Here is a 25,093-nt window from a genome sequence, read left to right as displayed (position 1 = left end):
TCACAAGACTTGTGAAAGGAGTCACCGCGCATGAACTACAAGCTCACTCAGAAGAGCCAGGAGGCCCTGTCGGTGGCCATCCGGCGGGCCACCACCGACGGCAACCCGCAGACCGAGCCGGTGCACCTGCTGGCCGCGCTGCTGGACCAGGCCGACGGCATCACCCGGCCGCTGCTGAAGGAGGTCGGGGCCGACCCCGACCGGCTCAAGGACCGGGTCGACGCGGCCATCGCCGCGCTGCCCAAGGTGTCCGGGTCCACGACGGCCTCGCCCAGCTCCTCGCGCCAGCTCATCGTCTCCATCAACACCGCCGCCCAGCGCGCCCAGCAGATGGAGGACGAGTACGTCTCCACCGAGCACCTGCTGGTGGGGCTGGCCGCCGACGGCGGCGAGGCGTCCCGGCTGCTCAAGGACGCCGGGGCCACCCCCGAGGCGCTGCTCGACGCGTTCGAGCGGGTACGCGGCAAGGGCCGGGTCACCACGGAGAACCCCGAGGAGACCTACCAGGCGCTGGAGAAGTACGGCGTCGACCTGACCGAGCGGGCCCGCGAGGGCAAGGTGGACCCGGTGATCGGCCGCGACGGGGAGATCCGGCGGGTCATCCAGGTGCTCAGCCGCCGCACCAAGAACAACCCGGTGCTCATCGGTGAGCCCGGCGTGGGCAAGACCGCGGTGGTGGAGGGCCTGGCCCAGCGCATCGTCGCGGGCGACGTGCCCCAGTCCCTGCTCGGCAAGCGGCTGATCAGCCTGGACCTGTCGGCGATGGTGGCGGGCGCCAAGTACCGGGGCGAGTTCGAGGAGCGCCTCAAGGCGGTGCTCCAGGAGATCAAGGACTCCGACGGCCAGGTCATCACGTTCATCGACGAGCTGCACACCATGGTCGGCGCCGGGGCCTCCGGCGACGGGTCCATGGACGCCGGGAACATGCTCAAGCCGATGCTGGCCCGCGGCGAGCTGCGCATGGTCGGCGCGACCACGCTGGACGAGTACCGGGAGCGGATCGAGAAGGACCCCGCCCTGGAGCGCCGGTTCCAGCAGGTGTTCGTGGGCGAGCCCACGGCCACCGACACCATCGCGATCCTGCGCGGGCTCAAGGGCCGCTACGAGGCGCACCACAAGGTGCAGATCTCCGACTCGGCACTGGTGGCCGCCGCGACCCTGTCCGACCGCTACATCACCGCGCGCTTCCTGCCGGACAAGGCCATCGACCTCATCGACGAGGCGGCGTCCCGGCTGCGCATGGAGATCGACTCCAGCCCGGTGGAGATCGACGAGCTGCGCCGCACCGTCGACCGCCTCAAGATGGAGGAGATGGCGCTCGACAAGGAGTCGGACCAGGCGTCCCGGCAGCGGCTGGAGCGGCTGCGCGCCGACCTGGCCGACAAGCAGGAGCGCCTCAACGGGCTGGTCGCCCGGTGGGAGCAGGAGAAGGCGGGCCTGAACCGGGTCGGTGAGCTCAAGGGCCGGCTGGACGAGCTGCGCACGCAGGCCGAGCTGGCCGAGCGCGAGGGCGACTTCACCACGGCGTCCCGGCTGATGTACGGGGAGATCCCGCAGCTGGAGAAGCAGCTGGAGGAGGCCGCCCAGGTGGAGGAGTCCACCGAGGCCGGGGCCGACGCCATGGTCAAGGACGAGGTCGGCGCCGACGAGGTGGCCGAGGTCGTCTCGTCCTGGACCGGCATCCCCGTGGGGCGGATGATGGAGGGCGAGACCTCCAAGCTGCTGCGCATGGAGGAGGAGCTGGGGCAGCGGCTGATCGGCCAGCAGGCCGCGGTCGTGGCCGTGGCGGACGCGGTGCGCCGGGCGCGGGCGGGCATCTCCGACCCCGACCGGCCGACGGGTTCGTTCCTGTTCCTGGGCCCGACCGGTGTCGGCAAGACCGAGCTGGCCAAGGCGCTGGCGGAGTTCCTGTTCGACGACGAGCGGGCGATCGTCCGCATCGACATGAGCGAGTACTCCGAGAAGCACTCGGTGTCCCGCCTGGTCGGCGCGCCCCCCGGATACGTCGGCTACGAGGAGGGCGGCCAGCTCACCGAGGCGGTGCGCCGCCGGCCGTACACGGTGGTGCTGCTGGACGAGGTGGAGAAGGCCCACATCGAGGTGTTCGACACCCTGCTCCAGGTCCTGGACGACGGCCGGCTGACCGACGGGCAGGGGCGGCTGGTGGACTTCCGCAACACCATCCTCATCCTCACCTCCAACCTGGGGTCGCAGTTCCTGGTGGACCAGACCCTGGACGAGGCGACGCGCGAGCAGCGGGTGATGGACGTGGTGCGGGCGACGTTCAAGCCCGAGTTCCTCAACCGGCTCGACGACGTGATCATGTTCGAGGCGCTGTCCATCGAGGACCTGACGAAGATCGTGGACCTCCAGGTGGAGAAGCTGGCCCGCCGCCTGGCCGACCGGCGGCTGAACCTGGACGTGACGCCGGGGGCGCGGGAGTGGCTGGCGATGACCGGCTACGACCCCAACTACGGGGCGCGGCCGCTGCGCCGCCTGGTGCAGTCCTCGATCGGCGACCCGCTCGCCCGCGAGCTGCTGTCGGGCGCGCTGGCCGAGGGGGACACGGTGGTGGTGGACGTCAACGACGCCGCCGACAGCCTGGTCGTGGCGTCCCGCCCGCTCGGGGCCCCGGCCGGATAGGACCGCCGGGACAGAGCGGGGACGACAGAGCGAGAACACCGGGGGGCCGCCCGATCCGGGCGGCCCTTTCCGCATGTCCGGGGGCGGGCGGGCCGGAACCAAGCGGATTCCCAGTGGGTTCGGAGCGGGCGGTGCGAGCATTCCCGACGGTGTCCGTCCGGTGCGGGCACACCGATCCAGAAATGGGACTCCCATGCTCAAGAGGTTCCGGTCGGCCGCGCTGATCGCAGCGGTGGCGGCCACGGCGTCCATCGGCCTGGCCTCGCCGGCGTCGGCCGCCGCGCCCTTCGCGCCGTACAACGGCGCCTGCGGCAGCGGGTACTCCGTCGTCAACCACGCGGACGTCGCCTTGAAGGGCACCGTCTTCATCACCTACAACGCCTCCAACGGCTACAACTGCGCGGTCGCCATCCGCCGGGGCGGCAGCGGCCGCATCCCGATCTCGGTCGGGATCAAGCGCACGAACGACGGGGACGACAAGTACGTGCAGGAGGGGGGCCAGTTCCTGTCGTACGCCGGGCCGGTGTACCTCAGGGCGGCCGGGCAGTGCATCGACTGGTACGGCTTCATCGACGGCCGCAGGATCCACCGCACCGGCACCAACTGCGGCTGACCGCCGCCGAGACAGGAAAATCCATGCGCACGTTCCTGAAGAAGACCGCCGTCCTGGCGGCCGCGGTCGGCGTCGCCGTCGTCGGCCTGGCCGCGCCCGCCTCCGCCGCCGCCTACGGCGGCCAGTGCGGCAGCGGCTACGGCGTGGTCAACAAGATCGAGTTCCCCGACAACCGGGGCACCACCTTCCTCACCTACAACTCCTCCAACGGCAACAACTGCGTGGTCACGGTGCGCACCACCCCGGGGGCGGCCGCGCCGATGGACGCTTTCATCCGCGTCTCGGGCACCTCCGCCTGGAAGAGCGACCCGGGCAACTTCACCACGTACGCCGGCCCGGTGTACCTGTCCGCCGCGGGCAGGTGCGTCGACTGGGGCGGCACGATCGGCACGGCCACCAAGAGCTTGAACCGCACCAACTGCGGCTGAACCGCACCGGCACCGTTCGAGAGGGATCCATGAACAAGTTCCGCAAGAAGGCCGTGTCCGTCGCCCTGGCCCTGGGCCTGGGGATGAGCGGTGTGCTCGCCACCGCCGCCCCGGCCGCCGCGGCCACCTACGGGGGCGAGTGCGGCAGCGGCTACGCCGTGGTCAACTCCGCGCCCATCGGCACCAAGGGCACGGTGTTCCTCACCTACAGCTCCTCCACCGGGAAGAACTGTGCGGTGGCCAAGCGCAACGCCGCCGGCTCCGCCGTGCTCATCGAGGTGGGCCTGGGCATCCACCCGGTGGGCGGCCACTACCCCGCCTACGAGGGGGACTACTTCACCAGCTACGCGGGCCCGGTCTACCTGAGCGCGGCCGGCAAGTGCGTCACCTGGATGGGCCGGATCTCCGGAACCCAGGGCGGCAAGACCGGCACCAACTGCGGCTGACCGTCGCCGAGGGGCGGCTCCGGGGGACCGGGGCCGCCCCTCGGGCGTGTACGGAGGGGCTCGAACGGGGGAACCTGACCGCCCGAAATTCGGAACCGGCTGCTCAGCCCCGCCTCCGATTTCTGGTACCCGATCTCAGTAGACGCAGAGAACACGGCTGTTCTACGCTCCGCCTGCCGCCCGATGAAGGGTTCTTTAGCGGACAGGGGAACCGCTGGATGGAAACCGACCAGGCAGGAATGCGGTACCGATTGCTCGGTTCCGTCGAGGCGCACCGCGGGGACGTGCGCGTCGACGTCGGGGGACCCAAGCGCCGCACCGTGCTCGCCGCACTCCTGCTCCGACCGAACACCGCAGTGTCCGACGACCTGCTGATCGACCTGCTGTGGGGGGAGGACCCGCCGGGCAGCGCCCGCTCCCGGCTCCAGGGGCACGTGCACGAGCTGCGCAAGCGGCTGGGCGCGGACACCATCGTCCGCTGCGGGCACGGCTACCGCGCCGCGGTGCCCGACGGGGCGACCGACGTGCGGGCCTTCGCCGCGCTGCGCCGCCGCGCCCGCGCCGAGCGTGCCCGCGGCGAGCACGACGCGGCCGCCCGGTCGCTGCGCGCCGCCCTGGCCCTGTGGAGCGGGCCCGCCCTCAACGGGGTCGAACCCGCGCTCGCCGACCGGGCCCGGCCCGAGCTGGAGGAGGCCCGGCTGGGCGCGCTGGAGGAGCTGTACGACGCGGAGCTGCGGCGCGGCCGGGCCGGGGCCGTCCTGCCCGAGCTGCGCACCCTGTGCACCGCGCACCCCACCCGGGAGCGGTTCACCGGGCTGCTCATGTCGGCGATGCACGGCACCGGACGCACCGGCGAGGCGCTGGAGGCCTACGAGGCGCTGCGGGGGCTGCTGCGCGAGCGCATGGGCATCGAACCCGGTGAGCCCCTGCGCCGCCTGCACCTGCAACTGCTCACCGCGGACCGGGCGCCCGCCCCCGCCGAGCCGGTGCCCGCCGTGTCCGTGGCGGCCGGGCCCGACCGGGCCGGGCCCCGGCCCGCGGCGGTGCGCCCCGCCGAGCTGCCGCACGGCCTGCCGGAGCTGGTGGGCCGCGGGCGCGAACTGCGCGCCATGGACGGGCTGCTGGCCCGGTACCCCGACCCGGTCCTGCTGATCACCGGGGTCCCCGGGGTCGGCAAGACCGCCCTGGCCCTGCACTGGGGGCACGCGGTGCGCGAACGCTTCCCCGACGGCCAGATCTACGTGGATCTGGGCGGTTCGGGCCTCCCGGTGAACCCCCGGGAGGCCCTCCTACAGATGCTGTCCAGCCTGGGGGTGGACCCCCGGCGGCTCCCGGCGGGGGCGGTCGACCCGGCCAAGCTGTTCCGGTCGATCACCGCCGACCTGCGGCTGCTGTTCGTGTTCGACGACGCCGCCTGCGCCGAACAGGTGACGCCGCTGCTGCCCGGCGGCCGCGGCAGCGCCGTGGTGGTGACCAGCCGCCACGGGCTGCTGCCGATGGTGGCGCTGCTGGGCGCCCACCGGCTGGCACTGGACGTGCTGTCGGCGGAGTCCTCGCTGGAGCTGCTGCGGCGCGTCGCCGGTCGGCGGGCGCTGGCGTCGGTGTCTGGCCCGGCCCCGGCCGACGGCTGCGTGCGGCTGCCGCTGGCGCTGTGCCTGACCGCCGCGCACCTGGACGCGCGGGGCCGGAACGTGGAGGTGGACCCGCCGGGCGTCAGGTAGCGGGGAGGGGCCCGCGGCGCGGGCCCCTCCCCCGGCGGTCAGCGGTCGGTGTGCCCGGCGAGCAGCCGCTCCTCGGCGCCCTCGGGCAGGCCCACGGCCGGGCGGTCCGGGCGCTGCGGTGCGGTGCCGCCGATGGACACCAGCCACTCCCAGGTGTCGGCGACGGTCTCGGCGATCGGGCGGCAGCGCAGCCCGGCGGCCACGGCGCGGGAGACGTCGTTGTCGTGCAGGGACTCGTGCAGCTCGCCCGGCGGGAGCCACACCGGCAGCTCCGACCATGGCGCCACCTCGGCCGCGGCCACCCGCTCGGGGGTGATCCACAGCGGCTCGGCGTCCGCGCCGGTCGCCGCGACACAGGCCTGGTAGAACTCCCCGATGGTGGCGTGCCCGGGCGGGCTCACCATGTTGAACGGGCCGGAGTGCCCGGCCGCGGTGGCGTCCAGGGTCCAGGCGGCCAGGTCGCGGGCGTCCACGTACTGGATCGGCAGGTCGGCCGGGCCGGGGGCCGGGAAGGGGCCGCCCCGGGCGATGCGGTTCAGCCACCAGGGCAGGCGGCCGATGTTCTCGTAGGGGCCCAGGATGAGCCCGGCCCGCACGGACAGGAAGCGGTCGCCGAAGACCGCCTCACCGGCCAGCTCGCCGCCGCGCTTGTCGGCCGCGTAGGCGGTGGCGTCCGCCTCGGGGTCGGCGTCGACCGTCGGCCAGGACTCGTCGGAGCCCGGCGCCGAGGGGAAGGTGTAGACGGAGCAGCTGGAGATGTAGGAGTAGCGGCCCACCCGGTCCGCCAGCAGGCGGGCGGACTCCGCCACCACCCGCGGCGCCGCCGACCAGGTGTCGACGACGGCGTCCCACTCGCCCTTCTCCAGCTCGGCCAGGCCGCCGGGGGCCAGCCGGTCGCCGTGCAGCACGGCCGCCCCCGGCGGGGCCTGCCGGGTCCCGCGGTGCAGGACGGTGACGTCCCACCCCCGCTCCAGTGCGTCCTCGACGACGGAGCGCCCGACGAACTCTGTGCCACCCAGTACCAGAAGTCTCATGACGGGCAGCCTGTCCGCTCCGACCGCCGCACCGCCACTGTTTACTGCCACCGGCAGAATCAGCTCACACCGGCGGTTCGGTCGCCACCAGGTCGGCGACATCGTCATGGAGTTTCGCGAGCCCCTGGTCGAACGTGGCCAAGCGCCCGCCGTTGGCCCGGGCGAGCTGAGCCAGATAGGCGTCGGTCACCTGCCGATGGCCGATGACCCCGTGGAAGTCGACGGCCGAATACGACACATCGTCCGGCCAGAATTCGTGCCGGGGATCCGCTTCCAGGGCTGAGATCATGCGGAGGACGGTGTCGGCACCCTCTCCCTGACGGATCAATATCCGGGCGAGACTGCCCTGCGTGATCGGACAGGTCGCGAACGTGTCCTGCATCCCGACGAACCAGGTTTCGGCCGCATCATGATGTACATGGTCATCGGCCAGCAGGGCGATGAGGACGTTGGCGTCCAAGAGAACCGCCATCAGTCCTCGTCCTCCAGTTCCCGGACATCTTCCGTTGTGATGACGGTACCGAGAGAAATGGTGGGCAGCCCTGTCCTGGCGCTGCGCACGACCTCCCCCTCCGATGCCCTCCTTGTCAAACCGCGGCGCATGAGCTCGGCAACGATGTCGCTCAAGGTCCTCGACTGGTCCCTGGCGATCGACATCGCTTGCCGGTGCAATTCCGGAGGAAGATCTATCGTGGTTCTCATATGCGCATCATATCCTCATCACATCATGATGCAAAGATGCGCGGTTCAGCTCAAGGCGCGACGCGGGCGGCGCGGTCCAGGAGGAGGGCGCGTTCGCGTTCGTTGCGGGTGAGGGAGGCGGCGCGGCGGAACTCGCCCTCGGCCTCCTTGTCCCGGCCCAGGCGTTCCAGCAGGTCGCCGCGGACGGACGGGAGCAGGTGGTAGCCGTCCAGGGACCCGTTGAGGGAGTCGACGATCTCCAGGGCGGCCGCCGGGCCGGAGGCCATCGACACCGCGACCGCCCGGTTGAGCTCCACCACCGGCGAACCGGTCTGGCGGGCCAGCGCCAGGTAGAGGGCGGCGATGACGGTCCAGTCGGTGTCCCCGGGGTCCAGGACCCGGGCGTGCTCGGCGGCGATCGCCGCCTGGAGGGCGTAGGGGCCGCGCGGCTGTGAGGGGTCGGGCGGCAGCGACCGCAGCAGCGCCTTCATGCCCCGGTCGATGAGCATCCGGTCCCAGCGGGAGCGGTCCTGCTCGGCGAGCGGCACCGGGGACCCGTCCGGGGCGACCCGGGCGCGGAACCGGGAGGCGTGCAGCTCCATGAGCGCGACCAGCCCGTGCACCTCGCGCTCCTCGGGGAGCAGCCCGGCGAGCACCCGGCCCAGCCGCATGGCCTCCTCGCACAGGTCGGTGCGCAGCAGACTGTCGCCCGAGGTCGCCGTGTACCCCTCGTTGAACACGAGGTAGACGACCTCCAGTACGGAGGCCACCCGGGCGTCGCGGTCCTCGCCGACGGGCACCTCGAACGGCACCCTCCTGTCGGCCAGGGTGCGCTTGGCCCGGACGATGCGCTGGGCGACGGTCGCCTCGGGCACCAGGAAGGCGCGGGCGATCTCGTCGGTGGCCAGCCCGCCCAGCATCCGCAGGGTCAGGGCGACCCGCGCCTGTGTGGACAGCACCGGGTGGCAGCACACGAACATCAGCCGGAGCAGGTCGTCGCCGTAGTCCTCCTCCAGGACGGCGTCGAACCCGTCCCGGCCGTCGTTCCCGACGATCTCCCGGCCCAGCTCGGCCATGCGGTCCTGGAAGCGCTCGTCGCGGCGCCAGCGGTCGACGACGCGGCGTTTGGCGACGGTGGTCAGCCAGGCGCCGGGGCGGTCGGGCACCCCCTCCCGCGGCCACTTCTCCAACGCGCTGACCAGGGCGTCCTGGGCGAACTCCTCGGCGAGGCCGACGTCGCCGACCATGCGGGTGAGCGCTGCGACGAGGCGGGCCGACTCGATGCGCCAGACCGCCTCCACCGCGCGCCGGGTATCGGTGTGGCTCACGGGCCCATGAGAGCACCGTGAGCCGCGTCACCGCAACCCGGTTCGGTCAGTCCTCGGGGGCCTCGTGGGCCATCTGCTGCCGCAGTTCGCGCTCGCGGTCCTTGAGCTCGGCGGGCATCTCGTCGCCGAAGTCGTCGGTGTCCAGGATCCGGCGCAGGATCAGGTTCATCTCCGTGGAGTCGCCCGCCGGGGGGTGGGGGCAGCGCTTGGCCCACTCCACGGCCTCCTCGGGCGAGGACACCTGGAGGATCCAGTACCCGGCGATGAACTCCTTGGCCTCGGCGAAGGGGCCGTCGGTCACCCGGGCCTTGCCGTCGGAGAAGGTGACCCGGGTGGCCTCGGCGGACGGCGCCAGGCCGTCCCCGGCGAGCAGGACGCCGGCCTTGACGAGCTCCTCGTTGTAGGCGGCCATCGCCTCGAAGATCTCCGGGGTCATCTCGACGTTCGCCTCGGCCTGCGGGTCGGACATGATCGACATCATGTAGCGCATGGTGGTCGCCTTCCACGTGGTGTGGGGGCCTCTCCCCCGCCTCTCACCTGTTCGTCGAACGGGCCCGGGCCGGATCGACATCCGGCCGAGAATTTTTTCAGGAATCCTCGGAGGCGTCCCGCGGGGCCCGCGCCATGGCCGCCCCGGCGGCGAGGCCGCTCGGCAGGCCGCCGGTCCAGAAGCGCCGGAACGGCCGTCCCCGCCCGCCCGGGGCGGGATAGGGCGGTGATAGGGGCGCAATGACGGCCGATCGCAGAGTGGGACCACAGACCGGATCCCAGCGCAGCCGAGGAGGGCCACCATGCCCCGTGACACCGAGAGAGCGACGGCCACGGGCGCTCCGCTCCCGGGCACCGAGGCCGGGGTGGACCACGTCCGCCTCGCCTACCACTACCTCAACACGGGGGACGCCGACGGATACGCGTCCCTGGTGGACGCGGGGGCCGTCTTCACCCATCCCGCCCACGGATCCGCGAGCGGTCCGGACGGGGCCGCCGCCCTGGTCTTCACCTGCCTGGCCGGGCAGGGGCCGCACCGGGCGGACCGCATCATCGCCCGGGACTCGACGGTCGTGGTGACCGGGCGGGCCGAGGGGGCCGTGCCCGGGCGCCGCGGGTTCGTCGACGTCTTCACCCTGGGCGCGTACGGGCTGCTGCTCACGTGGAACAGGCTGGCCATCGACGGCTGAGCGGCCGAAGGCGGCGGGGGCGCGGGGGGATCACCCCCGCGCCCCCGCCACGTGTCCGGTGTCATCCGGCGGCCGGGGCGGACGCGGATTCCGCCTCCGCCGCGGCCGCGACCTCGTTCGCGCGGGCGGTCAGCCGCCGCAGGCCGGGGGCCGTGCAGAGCAGGGCGAGCAGGATCAGGCCGCCCGCCGCCACCGGGACGTAGGAGAGCTCGACCCGGCCCAGCAGGCCGCCGAGCAGGGCGCCCACCGGGGCCAGGCCGAACCCGAGCACCTGCACGCAGGACATCACCCGGCCCAGGTGGCTGCCCGGGACGACCGTCTGGACACACCCCAGCATCACGATGTTGGAGACGGACATGGCCGCCCCCAGGACGCCCCAGGCCAGTGCGGCGAGGTACGCGTTGGGGGCCAGGCCGAAGGCCGCACAGGCCAGCCCCATCACCGCGAACCCCGACACCGACGCCCCGAACCGGCCCAGCGCGGCGGCCACCCGGGCCGTGAGGAGGGCGCCCGTGAGCGCGCCGACCGCGGAGGAGGCGAGGAACACGCCGTACAGCGCCTCGGGCACCCCGAAGTGCTCCCGCACGATGAGGACCAAGACACCGGCCTGCGCCATGAACGCCATGTTGGCGAGGACGTTGAGGACGACCGGGGAGCGCATGGCCCGGTCCCCGAACACCAGGGCCAGCCCGGCGCGCAGTTCGGCCGTGACGGAGGGGCGCGCCGGGGCGCCGTCCGCCGCCTCCGGCGCGGTGCGCCGCACGGCCAGGGGCAGGCCCAGCAGGACGAGCGCGCCCAGCAGGTAGGCACCGGCGTTCACGGCCAGCGGCAGGAAGGCGGCGACCACGAAGAGCAGGCCGGCCAGCGGCGCCCCGGCGAAGTCCTCCAGGACGGTCTTGCCGCCCACGATCCGCCCGTTGGCGCGGTCCAGCCCCTCGACGGGGACCAGGCGGGGCAGCATCGCCCGGCCCGCCAGGTCGTAGAACACCTCGCACGTCATCACCGTGAACATCACGGCGTACAGGACCTGGATCGAGGCGTACCCGGTGGCGACCAGGGCCGCCAGTGCCACCAGGGCGGCGGCGCGGACCAGGTTGGCGGTCACCATGAGGACGCCGCGGTCGAGCCGGTCCACCAGCACCCCGGCGACCAGGCCGAAGAGCAGCCAGGGCAGGAAGCGGGCCACGAGCAGCCCGGACACGAGCAGGGGGTCGTTGGTGAGCGCCGCGGCGACCAGCGGCAGCGCGGTGAACATGATGCCGTCGGCGAGGTTGCTGGCCAGGCTCCCGGCGAGGAAGCGCGGGAAGTGGCCGCCGGCCTTCTCCCCGGCGCTCACCGGTCCCCGCCCTTCCCGGGCAGGACGATCCCGTCCTCGTCCGCGACGATCTCCGCGCCCGGGGCGATCACGACACCGCCGAACGCGACGGGGACGTCCGCCTCGCCCAGGCCGACGCGCCCGGGCCGGCGGGGGCTGGTGGCGGCGGCCAGCACGCACAGGTCCACGAGCCGCAGCTCGGCGACGTCGCGGACGGCGCCGTGGACCACGATGCCGGACCAGCCGTTGGCGGCGGCGGTACGGGCGACCTCGCCGCCGACCAGCGCCGCCCGCGTGGAGCCGCCGCCGTCGACGACCAGGACCCGGCCGTGTCCGGGTTCGGCGGCCATGGCGCGGACCAGGCCGTTGTCCTCGTGGCAGCGGATGGTGTGCGCCGCGCCGTGCAGGGAGGTCCGGCCTCCGAAGTGGCGCAGGGGTGCGTGAACACTGACCGCGGTGGGGTCGGCGTCCATCAGGTCCGCGGTGGCGGTGGCGGTGGCGACGGTTCGCATCTCCCAGCCCTCCTTACTTTCCGTGTCTGTGGGGGTTTCCCGGGGGTCATGCGCTGAGTACGGCGGCGGCCGGGCTGGGGCGGCGGCCCCAGGAGGCGACCGACCAGTGCGGGTGCAGTCCGTGCGGGGGCTCCACGGGCCGGGGGTCGGCGGGCACCTCGGGTGCCCACAGGCCCTGCTCCTCCAGCCAGGGGCGCGAGTAGACGGTGTCGCGGTAGCGGAACCCGTCGTCGGGGAACACCACCACGGTGGTGCCGTGCGGGTCGCGCTCGGCGTGCCAGCGCGCGGCCAGGTGGGCCGCGCCGCTGGTGGGCCCGGCGAAGACACCGTGTTCGGAGAACAGGCGGCGGGTGGTGTCGAAGGCCGCGGCGGCGCTCACCCAGTGGACGGTGTCGTAGGCCTCGTGGGCCACGTTGCCGGGCAGGATGCTGCTGCCCAGGCCGCGCAGGGGGCGGGGGCCGTTCTCCAGGCCGAAGATGACGCTGCCGGGCGTGTCCACGGCGACCAGTTCGAGCTCCTGGCCGAACAGCCGCAGCGCGCTGGCGATGCCGCCGGTGGAGCCGCCCGAGCCGACCGGGCCGACGACGCGGTCGACTCGGCCCAGGGCCCCGGCCAGGAGTTCGGCCACGGGGAGGTAGGCGGCGGGGTTGCCCGGGTTGTCGTACTGGCCGGGGACGAACGACTCGGGCCGTTCCCGGTGCAGCCGCTCCAGCCGGGCCAGGCGAGCGCCCTGGATGCCGCCGGGCGCGTCGAAGTCGTCGACGATCTCCACCCGGGTGCCCAGCATCTCCAGGCGGGTGCGCAGGTCGGTGTCGATGGCGGGGTCCCCGACGATGGTCAGCGGGTGGCCCAGCCGCCGGCAGACCAGGGCGAGGCCGAGCGCGAACGTTCCGGAGGAGGTCTCCAGGACGGGCGCGCCCGGGGCGAGGGCGCCCTCCTGGCGGGCCCGCTCGATGATGTGCTTGGCGGGCAGCAGCTTCATCAGGTTGAACACGGCGGCGTAGAGGTTGTCGCCGATCCGCACGAGGCGGGGCAGCGCCATGGCCTCCGTCATGTCGTCGAAGGCGACGGGGGGTGCGGAGGAGGTCGGGGAGGCGGGGGGAACGGGGGGATTGCTCATGGCGTGTGTCGTCCTCACTCGTGCTCTCCGGCGGAGAACCGCCAGAAGTCCGTGACGCCCAGGTCCGTGAGGGCCCGTTGGGCCAGGTCCAGGCGTCGGTCGGTGTCGGGGTCGCGGCCGTCGAAGACCAGGCCGGCGATGTCGCCGCTGTGCGCCACCTGGAGCCCGGCCGCCCCGGTGCGGGGCACCAGGGCCTCCAGGGCGTCGAAGCCGGGGACCGGCAGGTGGCGCTGGTTGATCCGGGCACTGGCCGAGGCGACGCGGCCGAGCAGCCCGGGGTCCGCGGCGGCGACGGCCTCGCGGAGCATCAGCCGCAGTTCGGCGAACTCGGCGACCTCCCCGGGCCCGTAGACCGCCGCCCCCATGGCCAGGGTCTCCACGCCCGCGCCGTCCCGGCTGGTGCCGAAACCGAGCACCCGCAGGGGCGGCAGCGCGCCGGGAAGCGTCTCGATGACCTTCCCCTCGCGCTGGGCGAAGAGGACCGTGTCGCCGTCGTACATCAGGGAGTCGGAGGCCTGTTCGGACCGGACCGCGATGCGCGCGGTCCGCCCGCTGTCGACCCGCTGTCCGCAGGCGTCGTGGACGGCCAGGATCGAGGCGATGACGTCGCTGGTCGAGGACCCGAAGCCGCGGGACAGGGGTACCTGGGAGACGAGGTACAGCCGCCCCCCGAGGTGGGACCTGCCCAGCGCGGACAGGGTCGCCGAGGCGGCCCGGAACGCCTTGGCCTTGCCCGCGGGCTCGACGGTGAGCACGGGGATCTCCGAGGGCTCGAAGACGGCGTAGGCGTGGTAGAGGTCGCAGGGCATGGTCGTGAGGCCGCGGACCAGCCGCCCCTCGTGCTCGAACACGCCTTGGAGGATCTCCCCGTGGTGGACACGGGACGACCCGAACCCGAGGGCGGCCGCACCTCCGGTGCCCGTGAGGAGCGGTGCGCCCTGAGGGGTGCCGCCGGCTTCCGCCATCTGCATCTCACTGCCTGTCTCTTCCAGAGGCCCGGGGGCGGGTCCTCGCGGATGTGAACGGGAACGAGCCTAGGGACGGCGGGCGCCGTTCCCCGGCGGTCGGCACCGGCGTTCCACCGGCGGTCCGCGCGGCACCCACGGCGGCGGCCGGGGGGCGGCCGGGAGGGCGGTCGACCGGCGGTTCACCGGCGGTTCACCGGCGGTTTTCGGCGGCCCCGGCGAGCGCTCCCCCACCGCCTCCCCTCTCCCTCCCCTCCCCGCGGGCACGCGCGCGGGAGCCCCGGCGCGGAGGTTCTCTCCGGTGCCGGGGCTCCCGTGGGGCGCCACCGCTCGTGGCGGGTGCGTCGTGCGTCGGACCCGGTCGTGCCGGGTCCTGCCCCGGGCCGGTTCGTGGCCGGCCCGGGGCGGGCGGTGCTCGGTGTCCAGGTGTCGGTGTCCGGGTGTCAGCGCACCAGGCTCAGCGGGCGGATGTCGGTCCAGTTCCGCTCGACGTACTCCAGGCAGGCCTGCCGGGAGTCCTCCTCCTTGGCGACCGTCCAGCCCGCCGGGACGGGGGCGAAGACGGGCCACAGGGAGTGCTGTCCCTCGGCGTTGACCAGGACCTGGAAGCGGGCGTTGTCGTCTTCGAAGGGGTTGGTCATCGTTCACTCCTCATCGCGCCGCGTGCGGCGTCTCTTGTCGTGTCGAACTTCTCTGCCAGGACCCGGCCGATCAGCGCGATCGGCCCGGGTTCGGTCATCTGGGCGTGGGTCGCCTCGATCCGGTGGACGTCGATGTCACCTCCCACGTGCGTGCTCCACGCACCCGGTCCGGGCGCTCCCTCGGGACGTCCGAGCGTCGCTTGGAAGAAGGTGACGTCACCTTCGTGGCGGCGCGGGACGAAGCGTTGTGCGATGTCCACGTGGCCGACGGCCGCGGACACCAGGGCGGCGACCTCCTCCTCGGCGAACCCGGCCATGACCGGGTCGGCGCCGCGCAGCTCGTGGACGGCCGCGGCGGGGTCGAAGGGCCGACCGGTCCCCGGCGCACCGGGGTCGGGCACCCGGCCGAGCAGCATCGCCATGAACTGGTCGTGGTCGGGCGCGGTGACCGGTCCGAGCGCCTGGGCGGGGTAGGAGTCGACCAGGGCCAGGAACTCGACCTCCTCGCCGTTCTCCCGGAGCAGGCTCGCGACGGCGTGGGCGACCATGCCGCCGAAGGAGTAGCCCAGCAGCCGGTAGGGCCCGCGGGGCCGCACCGACCTGATCCGCTCCAGGTAGTCGGCGGCCAGCGCCTCGACGTCGGCGGCGGGTGCGGCGCCGGTCAGGACGGGGCTCTGCAACCCGTAGACGGGCTGGTCGGGCCCGAGCAGCCGGGGCAGTCCGGAGAAGGACCAGGCCATGCCGCTGGCCGGGTGGATGCAGAACAGGGGCGGTGCGTCCCCGTCCGGCTGGATCGGCAGCAGCGCGTCCCAGGCCCCGACCCGGCTCTGGCCGCCGAGCAGGCCCGCCACGGTCGGCGCCCGGAACAGGTCCTTGACCTGCAACTCCATCCCGGTGGCGTCGTTGATCCGCCCGATCAGGCGGGTGGCGAGCAGGGAGTGGCCGCCCAGGTCGAAGAAGGAGTCATCGACCCCGACCCGCTCCAGCCCCAGCACCTCGGCGAACACCCGGCACACGAGTTCCTCGCGCGGGGTGACCGCCTCCCGGCCGCGGGCCAGGGCCCCGTAGTCGGGGACCGGCAGAGCCCGGCGGTCCAGCTTGCCGTTGCCGGTCAGGGGCAGGTCGTCCACGGTGACGAACAGGGACGGGACCATGTAGTCGGGCAGGGACTCCGCCAGGGACTCGCGCAGAGCGGCCTGGTCGAGCGTGTGCCCGGGTTCGGGGACGACGTAGGCGACCAGGCGCTTGTCGCCGGGGCGGTCCTCGCGGACGACGACCGCGGACCGGCCGATGCCTGGCCGGCCGGCCAGGGCCGCCTCGACCTCGGCGGGCTCGATGCGAAAGCCCCGGATCTTCAACTGGCCGTCGACCCGGCCGAGGAAGCGGATCTCCTTGTGGGGGGTCCACCTCACCAGGTCGCCGGTGCGGTACATCCGGCTCCCCTCGGCTCCGTAGGGGTCGGCGACGAACCGCTCGGAGGTCAGGTCCGCGCGGCCCACATAACCGCGGGCGACGTGTGATCCGCCCACGTACAGCTCCCCGATGGCGCCCGGGGGCACCGGTCGCAGCCGGTCGTCCAGGACGTACATGGTGGTGTCGTCCATGGGGTCGCCCAGGGTCAGGTCGCCCAGGGTGCGGGCGCCTCCCCGGTCCCCCGGGACCACGGGGAAGGCCTGGTAGCTGGACCAGACGGTCGTCTCGGTCGGCCCGTAGCCGTGGACGACCACGGTGTCGGGGCAGTGGCGCAGCACCCGGTCCACCGCGGCCGGGGAGGCGACGTCACCGCTGGTCCACACCTCCCTGAGCAGGGCCAGGGCCTCGACGCACTCGTCCGCCATGACGTTGAACAGGCCGGTGGTGAAGTAGGCCGCCGTCACGCCGTGGTCGCGGATGGTGCCGGCGAGCACCCGGGCGTCGCCGTTCGTGGTCGGGGCCAGGACCAGGGTGCGGCCGCGCAGCAGCGGCACCCAGATCTCGTACGTGGAGGCGTCGAACCCGTAGGCGGAGTGGACCATGACCCGGTCGTGGCGGTCGCCGTCCCAGCAGTGGTCGGCGGCGAGGTGGACCACGTTGCGGTGGTCCACGGCCACCCCCTTGGGCCGACCGGTCGATCCCGACGTGAACATGACGTACAGCAGGGCCAGGTCGCCGACCTCCCCGCCGCGGGGGCGGACGTGGTCGGGCGGGTCGGCGGGCAGGGCGTCGGCGACCACGACCGCGGTGCCGTGCGCCGCCTCCGCGGCGGCCACCTCGCCGGTGCTCCAGCCGGTGTCGGTGACCAGGACGGCGGCCCCGGTCTCGGCCATGATGGTCCGCACCCGGGCGGGCGGGAACGACCCGGCCAGGGGCACGTAGGCGGCGCCGCACTTGACCACGGCGAGGGTGGCGACCAGCTGGTGCACGGAGCGGTCCACCAGGACCGCCACGGCGGACTCCGGCAGGGCGCCGGCGGCGGCCAGGTGGCGGGCCAGCCGGTCGGCCCGGGCGTCCAGTTCGGCGTAGGTGAGCCGTTCGTCCCCGCTGACCAGGGCGATCGCGTCGGGGGTCGCCCGGACGCGCTCCTCGAACAGCTCGTGGACCAGTGCGCCGGGCCGGTGCGGTGAGGCGGTGTCGTTGTAGGTGCGGACGTCCTCCCGTTCGTTCTCCGACAGCAGCGGGATGTCCCGCACCCGGCTCCCGGGGGCGGCGGCCGCGGCGGCCAGGATCCGGCCGAGCCGGTCCACCAGGGCGGACGCGGTCTCGGCGTCGAAGAGGTCGGTGGCGTACTCCAGGCCGCCTCCCAGACCCGCGGGGTCTCCGTCGGGTCCGTACTCCTCCGCCAGGACGAAGGTGAGGTCGAACTTGGCCGTCCCGGTCGAGAACGGCACCTCGGAGGCGGTCAGCCCCGGCAGCGCCAGGTCGGCGCGCGCGTTGTTCTGGAGTGCCACCATGACCTGGAACAGGGGCTGGTGCGCGGTCGATCGGACCGGGTTCAGCACCTCCACCAGGCGGTCGAAGGGCAGGTCCTGGTGCGCGAACGCGGCCAGGTCGGACTCCCGGACCCGGGCCAGCAGCTCGGCGAAGGTCGGGTCCCCGGAGGTGTCGGTGCGCAGCACCAGCGTGTTCACGAAGAACCCGACCAGGTCGTCCAGCGCCTGGTCGCCGCGGCCGGCCACCGGGGTGCCCAGGGGCACGTCGTCCCCGGCGCCCATCCGGTCCAGCAGGACGGCCAGGGCCGCCTGGACCACCATGAACAGGGTGACGTGCTGTTCGCGGGCCAGGGCCAGCAGGTCGCGGTGCAGGTCGGCGGGCAGCGCCACCGGGACGATCTCGCCGCGGTGGGAGGCCCGGGCCGGGCGGGCCCGGTCCACCGGGAGTTCGAGGACGTCGGGGATCCCGGCCAGGGAGGTGCGCCAGTGCTCGGCCTGGGCCGTGACCGGGCCCTCCGCGTCCTCCAGGAGGCCGCGCTGCCAGAGCGCGTAGTCGGCGTACTGGACGGCCAGGGGCGCCCAGCCGGGGGCCGCGCCGTCCAGCCGGGCGGTGTAGGCCTCGGACAGGTCGCGCAGCAGCGGGGCCATGGACCAGCCGTCGCCCGCGATGTGGTGGACCACCAGCACCAGGACGTGCTCGGCCGGACCCAGCCGCACCAGGGTCGTGTGCAGCGGCGGCTCCGACTCCAGGTCGAAGGTGCGGGTGACGATCCGGTCCAGGACCTCGGGGAACCCGGCCGGGTCCGCCTCGACCGCGTCCAGGACCGCCCCGGACTCGCCGGGGGCGAGGATCCGCTGGTGGGGTTCGCCGTCGACCTGCTCGAAGACGGTGCGCAGGGACTCATGGCGCTCGACCACGTCGTCCAGCGCGGCCTTCAGGGCGGCCGGGTCGAGGTCGCCCTCCAGGCGCAGGGCCACCGGGATGTTGTAGGTGGCGCCGGGGCCCTCCAGCCGGTCCAGGAACCACAGGCGGCGCTGGGCGTAGGAGAGCGGGATGCGCTCGGGCCGCTCCGCGACCGCCGCGACCGGGCGGACCACGGCGGCGTTCGTGCCCTCGGCGGCGGCCAGGCGGGCGGCCGCCTCGGCGACGGTGGGGGCGCGGAACAGGTCCTTGAGGGTGAGCTCCGCCCCCAGCGCGGTGCGGACGCGCGCCGTGAGGCGGGCGGCGAGCAGGGAGTGGCCGCCCAGGTCGAAGAAGGAATCGTCGATGGTCACCGACTCCAGGCCCAGGACCTCCGCGAACAGCCCGCACAGGATCTCCTCGCGGGCATCGCGCGGGGCACGCCCCCGCGACAGAGCACCGAAGTCCGGCTCCGGCAGCGCCCGCCGGTCCACCTTGCCGTTCGCGTTGAGGGGCAGCGCGTCCAGGACCACCACCGCGGCCGGGACCATGTAGTCGGGCAGCACCGTCCCCAGGGAGGCGCGCAGCGCGGCCGGGTCGATCGCCGCCCCCGCGGCCGGGACCGTGTAGGCGACCAGGCGGCGTTCCCCGGCGGGGTCCCGGTGGACGAGGACGAAGGCCTGGGCGACCTCGTCCGCGCCCGCCATGACGGCCTCGATCTCGCCGAGTTCGATGCGGAAGCCGCGGATCTTGACCTGGTCGTCGACCCGGCCCAGGAAGACGATGCGCCCCTGCCGGTCCCAGGAGACCAGGTCGCCGGTCCGGTACATCCGGCCGCCGGGGTCGCCGTGGATGTCGGGGACGAAACGCTCGGCGGTCAGGTCCGCGCGGCCGAGGTAGCCGCGGGCCACGCCCTCACCGGCGATGTACAGCTCGCCCGGGACGCCCACCGGGGCCGGCCGCAGGCGCTCGTCCAGCACGTACACCCGCATGTTGTCCAGCGGACGGCCGATCGGGACCCGGTCCTCCTCGGAGAGGTCGGCGGGCACCTCGAAGGCGGTGGCGAAGGTGGTGGTCTCGGTCGGGCCGTACACGTGGGAGACCGCCGTGTCCGGGCAGGCCCGCACCACACGGGCCATGGCGGCCGGGGAGACGAACTCGCCGCCGGTGAGCACCGAGCGCACCCGGGACAGCAGGGCCGGGTCCTCCTCGGCGATGAGGTTGAACAGCGCCGTGGTGAGGAAGACGGCGGTCACCTCGTGGCGGTCCAGGACGCCCCGCAGGGTCTCGACGTCCGTCTCTCCCGGGGCGACGACGACGCGTCCGCCGTTGAGCAGCGGCACCCACAGTTCATAGGTCGCCGCGTCGAAGGCGTGCGGGGAGCGGAAAAGCACCCGTTCGTGGGCACCCCCGCGCCAGCGGCGGTCCATGGCCAGGGCGACCACGTCGCGGTGGCCCACCACCACGCCCTTGGGGCGGCCGGTGGAGCCCGACGTGAACATCACGTACGCCGTGGCGGTCGAGTCGACCGCCGCCCCCTCGGGGGAACCGGTCCCGGCGAGCAGGCCGGCGGCGGCCAGGACGGGCAGCCCGGTCCCGGCGACCGCGCCGGCCGTGGCGGGGTCGGCGACCAGCACCCGAGCGCCGCAGTCGTCGAGGATGAGCGCCAGCCGGTCGGCCGGGTGCGAGGCGTGCAGCGGCACGTACACGGCTCCCGCCCGCAGCACGCCCAGGGTCACCGCGACCAGGTCGATCGAACGCTCCATCGCCAGCGCCACCCGGTCACCGGGGCGCACCCCGGCGTCGGCCAGCCCGGCGGCGACCACCGCCGAGGCGCGCTCCAGCTCCGCGTAGGTCAGCGCCCCCGCCCCGCCCTCCACCGCGACGGCGTCGGGAGAGGCCTGGGCCCGCGCCAGGAACAGGTCCACGATCGACCCCTCCGGCAGCGGGACGGCGGTGTCGTTCCACTCCACCAGGACCCGGTGCCGCTCCTCCTCCGACAGCAGCGGGATGTCCCGCACCCGTGCGCCGGGGTCGGCCGCGGCGGCGGCCAGGATCCGGCCCAGGCGCTCGACCAGGGCGGCCGCGGTCTCGGCGTCGAAGAGGTCGGTGGCGTACTCCAGCCCGCCGCCCAGGCCCAGCGGCTCCCCGTCCGGGCCGTACTCCTCCGCCAGGACGAAGGTGAGGTCGAACTTGGCCGTCCCGGTCGAGAAGGGCGCCTCGGACACCGACAGCCCCGGCAGGTCCAGGTCGGCGCGCGCGTTGTTCTGGAGCGCGATCATCACCTGGAAGAGCGGCTGGTGGGCGGTCGATCGGACCGGGTTCAGCACCTCCACCAGGCGGTCGAAGGGCACGTCCTGGTGCTCCAGGTCGGCGAGCGTCCGCTCGCGCACCCGTCCCAGCAGTTCGGCGAAGGTCGGGTCGCCCGAGGTGTCGGTGCGCAGGACGAGCGTGTTGACGAAGAACCCGACCAGGTCCTCCAGCGCCGCATCGCCGCGGCCGGCCACCGGGGTGCCCAGCGGGATGTCGGTGCCCGCGCCCATCCGGGTCAACGTGGCGGCCAGGGCCGCCTGGAGCACCATGAACAGGGTCGCGTCGTGGCGCCGGGCCAGGGCCAGCAGGTCGCGGTGCAGGTCGGCGGGCAGCGCCACCGGGGCGACCTCGCCGCGGTGCGAGGGCCGGGCGGGCCGGGCCCGGTCCGCCGGGAGTTCGAGCACGTCCGGGAGGTCGGCCAGCACCTCGCTCCAGTGGGCGAGCTGCCCGGGGACCGGACCCTCCCCGTCGGCGAGGAGCCCGTCCTGCCAGAGCGCGTAGTCGGCGTACTGGACCGGCAGGGGACCCCACTGCGGGGCATCGCCGTTCAGCCGGGCGGCGTAGGCCGTCGAGAGGTCGCGCAGCAGCGGGGCCATGGACCAGCCGTCGCCCGCGATGTGGTGGACCACCAGCACCAGGACGTGCTCGACCGGACCGACCCGCAGCAGGGTCGTGTGCAGCGGCGGCTCCGACTCCAGGTCGAAGGTCTCCTGGGCCAGCTCATCGACCCGGGCCGCGACCCCGTCGCCGCCCACCTCCTCGACCCGCAGAATCGGGCGGGCGGCCTCCGCGGGCAGGACGCGCTGGTACGGGTCGCCGTCGACCTGCTCGAAGACGGTGCGCAGCGACTCGTGGCGCTCCACCACATCGCTCAGGGCCGCCTCCAGCGCGGCCGTGTCGAGGCCGCCCTCCAGACGCAGGGCCACCGGGATGTTGTAGGCGGCACCCGGGCCCTCCAGGCGGTCCAGGAACCACAGCCTGCGCTGGGCGTAGGACAGCGGGACCCGCTCCGGCCGCTCCGCGACCGCCGTGACGGGCGGCGCCGCGACCGCGCCGGAGGCCCCGGCGGCGGCCAGGCTCTCGGCCATCCGCGCCACGGTGGGGGCACGGAACAGGTCCTTGAGGGTGAACTCCGCACCCAGGGCCGCACGGACCCGGGTCGTCAGGCGGGCGGCGAGCAGGGAGTGACCGCCCAGGTCGAAGAACGAGTCGTCGATCGTCACCGACTCCAGCCCCAGGACCTCCGCGAACAGACCACACAGGATCTCCTCGCGGGCGTCCCGCGGGGCGCGGCCCGTCCCCGGGGCGGACTCGGGCGCGGGCAGCGCCCGCCGGTCCACCTTGCCGTTGGCGTTGAGCGGCAGCGCGTCCATGGGCACGACCGCCGACGGGACCATGTAGTCGGGCAGCACCGCGCCCAGGGCGGACCGCAGCCCGGCCGGGTCGATCACCGCGTCCGCGGCCGGGACCGCGTAGGCGACCAGCCTGCGGTCGCCGGGGCGGTCCTCGCGGACCATCACCATGCCGCGGCCGACGGAGGGGTGTGCGCCCAGGTGGGCCTCGATCTCACCGAGTTCGATGCGGAAGCCGCGGATCTTGACCTGGTCGTCCACCCGGCCCAGGAACACGATGCGCCCCTGCCGGTCCCAGGCCACCAGGTCGCCGGTCCGGTACATCCGGCCGCCCGGCTCGCCGTGGATGTCGGGCACGAACCGCTCGGCGGTCAGGTCCGGCCGCCCCAGGTAGCCGCGGGCCACACCCTCACCGGCGATGTACAGCTCGCCCGGCACACCCACCGGGGCCAGCCGCAGGCGCTCGTCCAGCACGTACACCCGCATGTTGTCCAGCGGGCGGCCGATCGGGACCCGGTCCTCCTCCGACACCTCCGCTGGCACCTCGAAGGCGGTCGCGAAGGTCGTCGTCTCCGTCGGGCCGTACACGTGGGAGACCGCCGTGTCCGGGCAGGCCCGCACCACCCGTGCCATCGCCGCGGGGGACACGAACTCGCCGCCCGTCAGGACCGCCCGCACCCGGGCCAGCAGGGCCGGGTCCTCCTCCGCGATGAGGTTGAACAGCGCCGTGGTCAGGAAGACCGCGGTCACCTCGTGGCGGGTCAGCACCCGCCGCATCGTCTCGACGTCGGTCTCCCCGGGGGCCACGACCACCCGGCCGCCGTTGAGCAGCGGCACCCACAGCTCGTAGGTCGCCGCGTCGAAGGCGTGCGGGGAGCGGAACAGCACCCGCTCGTGCGCTCCACCCCGCCAACGCCGGTCCATGGCCAGGGCCACCACGTCGCGGTGGCCCACCACCACGCCCTTGGGACGGCCGGTGGAGCCCGACGTGAACATCACGTAGGCGGAGTCCTGGGGCGTCGGGGCCGTGTCCGGGGCCGTGCGGTCCCCCGCGACGAGCTCCGCCGCCGCCAGCACCGGCAGGTCGGCACCCGCGGCTCCGAGGGCCTTGACGGCGTCGGCCATGGAGGCGTCCGCGACCAGCACCCGGGCGCCGCAGTCGTCGAGGATGAGCGCCAGCCGGTCGGCCGGGTGCGAGGCGTGCAGCGGCGCGTAGAGCGCGCCGGCGCGCAGCACGCCCAGGGTCACCGCGACCAGGTCGATCGAACGCTCCATCGCCAGGGCGACGGGGTCGCCGGGGCGCACCCCGGCGTCGGCCAGCCCGGCGGCGACCGCCGCCGAGGCGCGGTCCAGCTCCGCGTAGGTCAGCGCCCCCGCCTCCCCCTCCACCGCGACGGCGTCGGGGGTGGCGGCCGCCTGTGCCAGGAAGAGGTCCACGATCGACCCCTCCGGCAGCGGGGCGGCGGTGTCGTTCCACTCCACCAGGACCCGGTGCCGCTCCTGCTCCGAGAGGAGGTCGATCTCGCCGACGGTGACCTCCGGGCGGTGCGCGACCGCCTTCAGCACCCGGCCGAGCCGGTCCACGAGGGCGGCCGCGGTCTCGGCGTCGAAGAGGTCGGTGGCGTACTCCAGGGCGCCGCCCAGACCGCCCGGGGCGCCCCCGGGGCCGTACTCCTCGGTGAGGATGAAGGTGAGGTCGAACTTGGCGGTGCCGGTGGAGAAGGGCAGCTCCCCGACCGTGAGCCCGGGCAGGTCCAGGTCGGCGCGCGCGTTGTTCTGGAGCGCGACCATGACCTGGAAGAGCGGCTGGTGCGCGGTGGAGCGGACCGGGTTGAGGACCTCCACCAGACGGTCGAAGGGCACGTCCTGGTGCTCCAGGTCGGCGAGCGTGCGCTCGCGGACCCGCTCCAGCAGCTCCGTGAATGCGGGGTCGCCGGAGGTGTCGGTGCGCAGGACGAGCGTGTTGACGAAGAACCCGACCAGGTCCTCCAGCGCCTCGTCGCTCCGCCCGGCCACCGGGGTGCCCAGCGGGATGTCGGTGCCCGCGCCCATCCGGGTCAACGTCGCCGCCAGCGCCGCCTGGAGCACCATGAACAGGGTGGCGTCGTGCCGCTGGGCGAGGGTGACCAGGTCGCGGTGCAGGTCGGCAGGGAGGGAGATCGGGGCCGTGCCGCCGCGGTGCGAGGCCCGGGCCGGGCGGGCCCGGTCCACCGGGAGTTCGAGCACGTCCGGGAGGTCGGCCAGCACCTCGCTCCAGTGGGCGAGCTGTTCGGCCGCCAGGCTCTCGCCGTCCTCCTCGCCGTCGAGGAGGTCGCGCTGCCAGAGCGCGTAGTCGGCGTACTGGATCTCCAGCGGCTCCCAGGCGGGAGCCGCGCCGCCCAGTCGGGCCCGGTAGGCCTCGGACAGGTCGCGCAGCAGCGGGGCCATGGACCAGCCGTCACCGGCGATGTGGTGGACCACCAGCACCAGGACGTGTTCGGCCGGGCCGACCCGCAGCAGGGTCGTGTGCAGCGGCGGCTCCGACTCCAGGTCGAAGGTCTCCTGGGCCAGCGCGTCCACCCGGACCGCGACCCCGTCGCCGCCCACCTCCTCGACCCGCAGGGCCGGGCGGGCGGCCTCCGCCGGCAGAACGCGCTGGTACGGGTCGCCGTTCTCGGACGGGAAGACGGTGCGCAGCGACTCGTGGCGCTCCACCACATCGCTCAGGGCCGCCTCCAGCGCGGCCGGGTCCAGGCCGCCCTCCAGACGCAGGGCCATCGGGATGTTGTAGGTGGCGCCGGGACCCTCCAAGCGGTCCAGGAACCACAACCTCCGCTGTGCGTAAGAAAGGGGGATCATTGTCCGTCTCACCTGATATCCCGCCGCGTCGGCGTCCGTCCTTTTTCTCCGTCACCAAGGACATTAGGGCCGGTCAGAGCGGTGGAAGGGCAGGTGGAGCGGCACCCTCCCCGGCAGTTCCGCGGGCCCGGTGCGGCACCGGTCCGGACACGCGG

17 protein-coding genes are annotated in these 25,093 nt (G+C 74.0%); 6 read left to right on the top strand and 11 right to left on the bottom strand.

Translation table 11 applies throughout. The features are described 5' to 3' along the window. The first annotated feature begins 30 nt into the window (after positions 1-30). From clpB to ACJOT3_RS09260, 5 genes are all read left to right on the top strand, one after another. Positions 31-2,643: an ATP-dependent chaperone ClpB gene (clpB, locus tag ACJOT3_RS09280; protein ID WP_406970903.1), complete on the top strand. Its 2,613-nt coding sequence runs from the start codon at positions 31-33 to the stop codon at positions 2,641-2,643. A 193-nt stretch (positions 2,644-2,836) separates the two neighbouring features. Further along, positions 2,837-3,256, top strand: coding sequence for a spore-associated protein A (locus ACJOT3_RS09275; protein ID WP_406970901.1), 420 nt, complete (start codon positions 2,837-2,839; stop codon positions 3,254-3,256). A gap of 23 nt (positions 3,257-3,279) precedes the next feature. Then, on the top strand, positions 3,280-3,684 hold the full coding sequence (locus ACJOT3_RS09270; RefSeq protein ID WP_406970899.1) for a spore-associated protein A: 405 nt from the start codon (positions 3,280-3,282) through the stop codon (positions 3,682-3,684). Between the two features lie 29 nt (positions 3,685-3,713). Beyond that, positions 3,714-4,130: a spore-associated protein A gene (locus ACJOT3_RS09265; protein ID WP_406970897.1), complete on the top strand. Its 417-nt coding sequence runs from the start codon at positions 3,714-3,716 to the stop codon at positions 4,128-4,130. A gap of 218 nt (positions 4,131-4,348) precedes the next feature. After that, entirely contained in the window at positions 4,349-5,851 is a 1,503-nt protein-coding gene (locus ACJOT3_RS09260) for an AfsR/SARP family transcriptional regulator (protein WP_406970895.1), read from the top strand. 38 nt (positions 5,852-5,889) lie between these two features. Here ACJOT3_RS09260 and ACJOT3_RS09255 read toward each other — a convergent pair whose 3' ends face one another. The 5 genes from ACJOT3_RS09255 to ACJOT3_RS09235 all read right to left on the bottom strand — a co-directional run bounded on the left by ACJOT3_RS09255 (position 5,890) and on the right by ACJOT3_RS09235 (position 9,384). Beyond that, positions 5,890-6,885 carry an NAD-dependent epimerase/dehydratase family protein gene (locus ACJOT3_RS09255; RefSeq protein ID WP_406970893.1) on the bottom strand — a complete coding sequence of 332 codons (996 nt, stop codon included), beginning with the start codon at positions 6,883-6,885 and terminating at the stop codon, positions 5,890-5,892. Positions 6,886-6,949: 64 nt separating this feature from the next. Beyond that, a complete protein-coding gene (locus tag ACJOT3_RS09250) occupies positions 6,950-7,357 on the bottom strand; it encodes a TA system VapC family ribonuclease toxin (RefSeq protein WP_406970891.1) in 408 nt (135 codons plus the stop codon). Beyond that, entirely contained in the window at positions 7,357-7,587 is a 231-nt protein-coding gene (locus ACJOT3_RS09245; RefSeq protein ID WP_406970889.1) for a hypothetical protein, read from the bottom strand. The genes ACJOT3_RS09250 and ACJOT3_RS09245 overlap by 1 nt, the downstream gene beginning before the upstream one ends. 50 nt (positions 7,588-7,637) lie before the next feature. Beyond that, positions 7,638-8,894: an RNA polymerase sigma factor gene (locus tag ACJOT3_RS09240; RefSeq protein ID WP_406970887.1), complete on the bottom strand. Its 1,257-nt coding sequence runs from the start codon at positions 8,892-8,894 to the stop codon at positions 7,638-7,640. A 46-nt stretch (positions 8,895-8,940) separates the two neighbouring features. Further along, positions 8,941-9,384, bottom strand: coding sequence for a YciI family protein (locus ACJOT3_RS09235; RefSeq protein ID WP_406970886.1), 444 nt, complete (start codon positions 9,382-9,384; stop codon positions 8,941-8,943). Between the two features lie 301 nt (positions 9,385-9,685). On the opposite strand from ACJOT3_RS09235, the gene ACJOT3_RS09230 reads away from it, so the two are divergent. Beyond that, the gene (locus ACJOT3_RS09230) at positions 9,686-10,072 is read left to right on the top strand and encodes a nuclear transport factor 2 family protein (RefSeq protein ID WP_406970885.1); all 387 of its coding nucleotides are present in this window, start codon (positions 9,686-9,688) and stop codon (positions 10,070-10,072) included. A gap of 61 nt (positions 10,073-10,133) precedes the next feature. Here the strand turns inward: ACJOT3_RS09230 and ACJOT3_RS09225 are convergent, their stop codons facing one another. The 6 genes from ACJOT3_RS09225 to ACJOT3_RS09200 all read right to left on the bottom strand — a co-directional run bounded on the left by ACJOT3_RS09225 (position 10,134) and on the right by ACJOT3_RS09200 (position 24,938). After that, positions 10,134-11,408, bottom strand: coding sequence for an MFS transporter (locus tag ACJOT3_RS09225; protein WP_406970883.1), 1,275 nt, complete (start codon positions 11,406-11,408; stop codon positions 10,134-10,136). Beyond that, complete coding sequence (gene rraA / locus ACJOT3_RS09220) at positions 11,405-11,899, bottom strand: ribonuclease E activity regulator RraA (protein ID WP_406970881.1); 495 nt, start codon at positions 11,897-11,899, stop codon at positions 11,405-11,407. The genes ACJOT3_RS09225 and rraA overlap by 4 nt, the downstream gene beginning before the upstream one ends. A 46-nt stretch (positions 11,900-11,945) precedes the next feature. Then, positions 11,946-13,019 carry a PLP-dependent cysteine synthase family protein gene (locus tag ACJOT3_RS09215; RefSeq protein ID WP_406970879.1) on the bottom strand — a complete coding sequence of 358 codons (1,074 nt, stop codon included), beginning with the start codon at positions 13,017-13,019 and terminating at the stop codon, positions 11,946-11,948. A 14-nt stretch (positions 13,020-13,033) separates the two neighbouring features. Beyond that, the gene (locus tag ACJOT3_RS09210) at positions 13,034-13,984 is read right to left on the bottom strand and encodes a GHMP family kinase ATP-binding protein (protein WP_406970877.1); all 951 of its coding nucleotides are present in this window, start codon (positions 13,982-13,984) and stop codon (positions 13,034-13,036) included. A 443-nt stretch (positions 13,985-14,427) separates the two neighbouring features. After that, positions 14,428-14,625, bottom strand: a complete 198-nt coding sequence (locus ACJOT3_RS09205) for an MbtH family protein (RefSeq protein ID WP_406970875.1) — start codon at positions 14,623-14,625, stop codon at positions 14,428-14,430. After that, the gene (locus tag ACJOT3_RS09200; RefSeq protein WP_406970873.1) at positions 14,622-24,938 is read right to left on the bottom strand and encodes a non-ribosomal peptide synthetase; all 10,317 of its coding nucleotides are present in this window, start codon (positions 24,936-24,938) and stop codon (positions 14,622-14,624) included. Before ACJOT3_RS09200 ends, ACJOT3_RS09205 begins: the two co-directional genes overlap by 4 nt. Positions 24,939-25,093 lie beyond the last annotated feature (155 nt).

The sequence above is a fragment of the Nocardiopsis protaetiae genome (assembly GCF_045446735.1).
Lineage (GTDB): Bacteria > Actinomycetota > Actinomycetes > Streptosporangiales > Streptosporangiaceae > Nocardiopsis > Nocardiopsis protaetiae.
The sequence above is the reverse complement of the archived record's forward strand: the minus strand, read 5'-3'. Positions and strand labels throughout refer to the sequence as shown.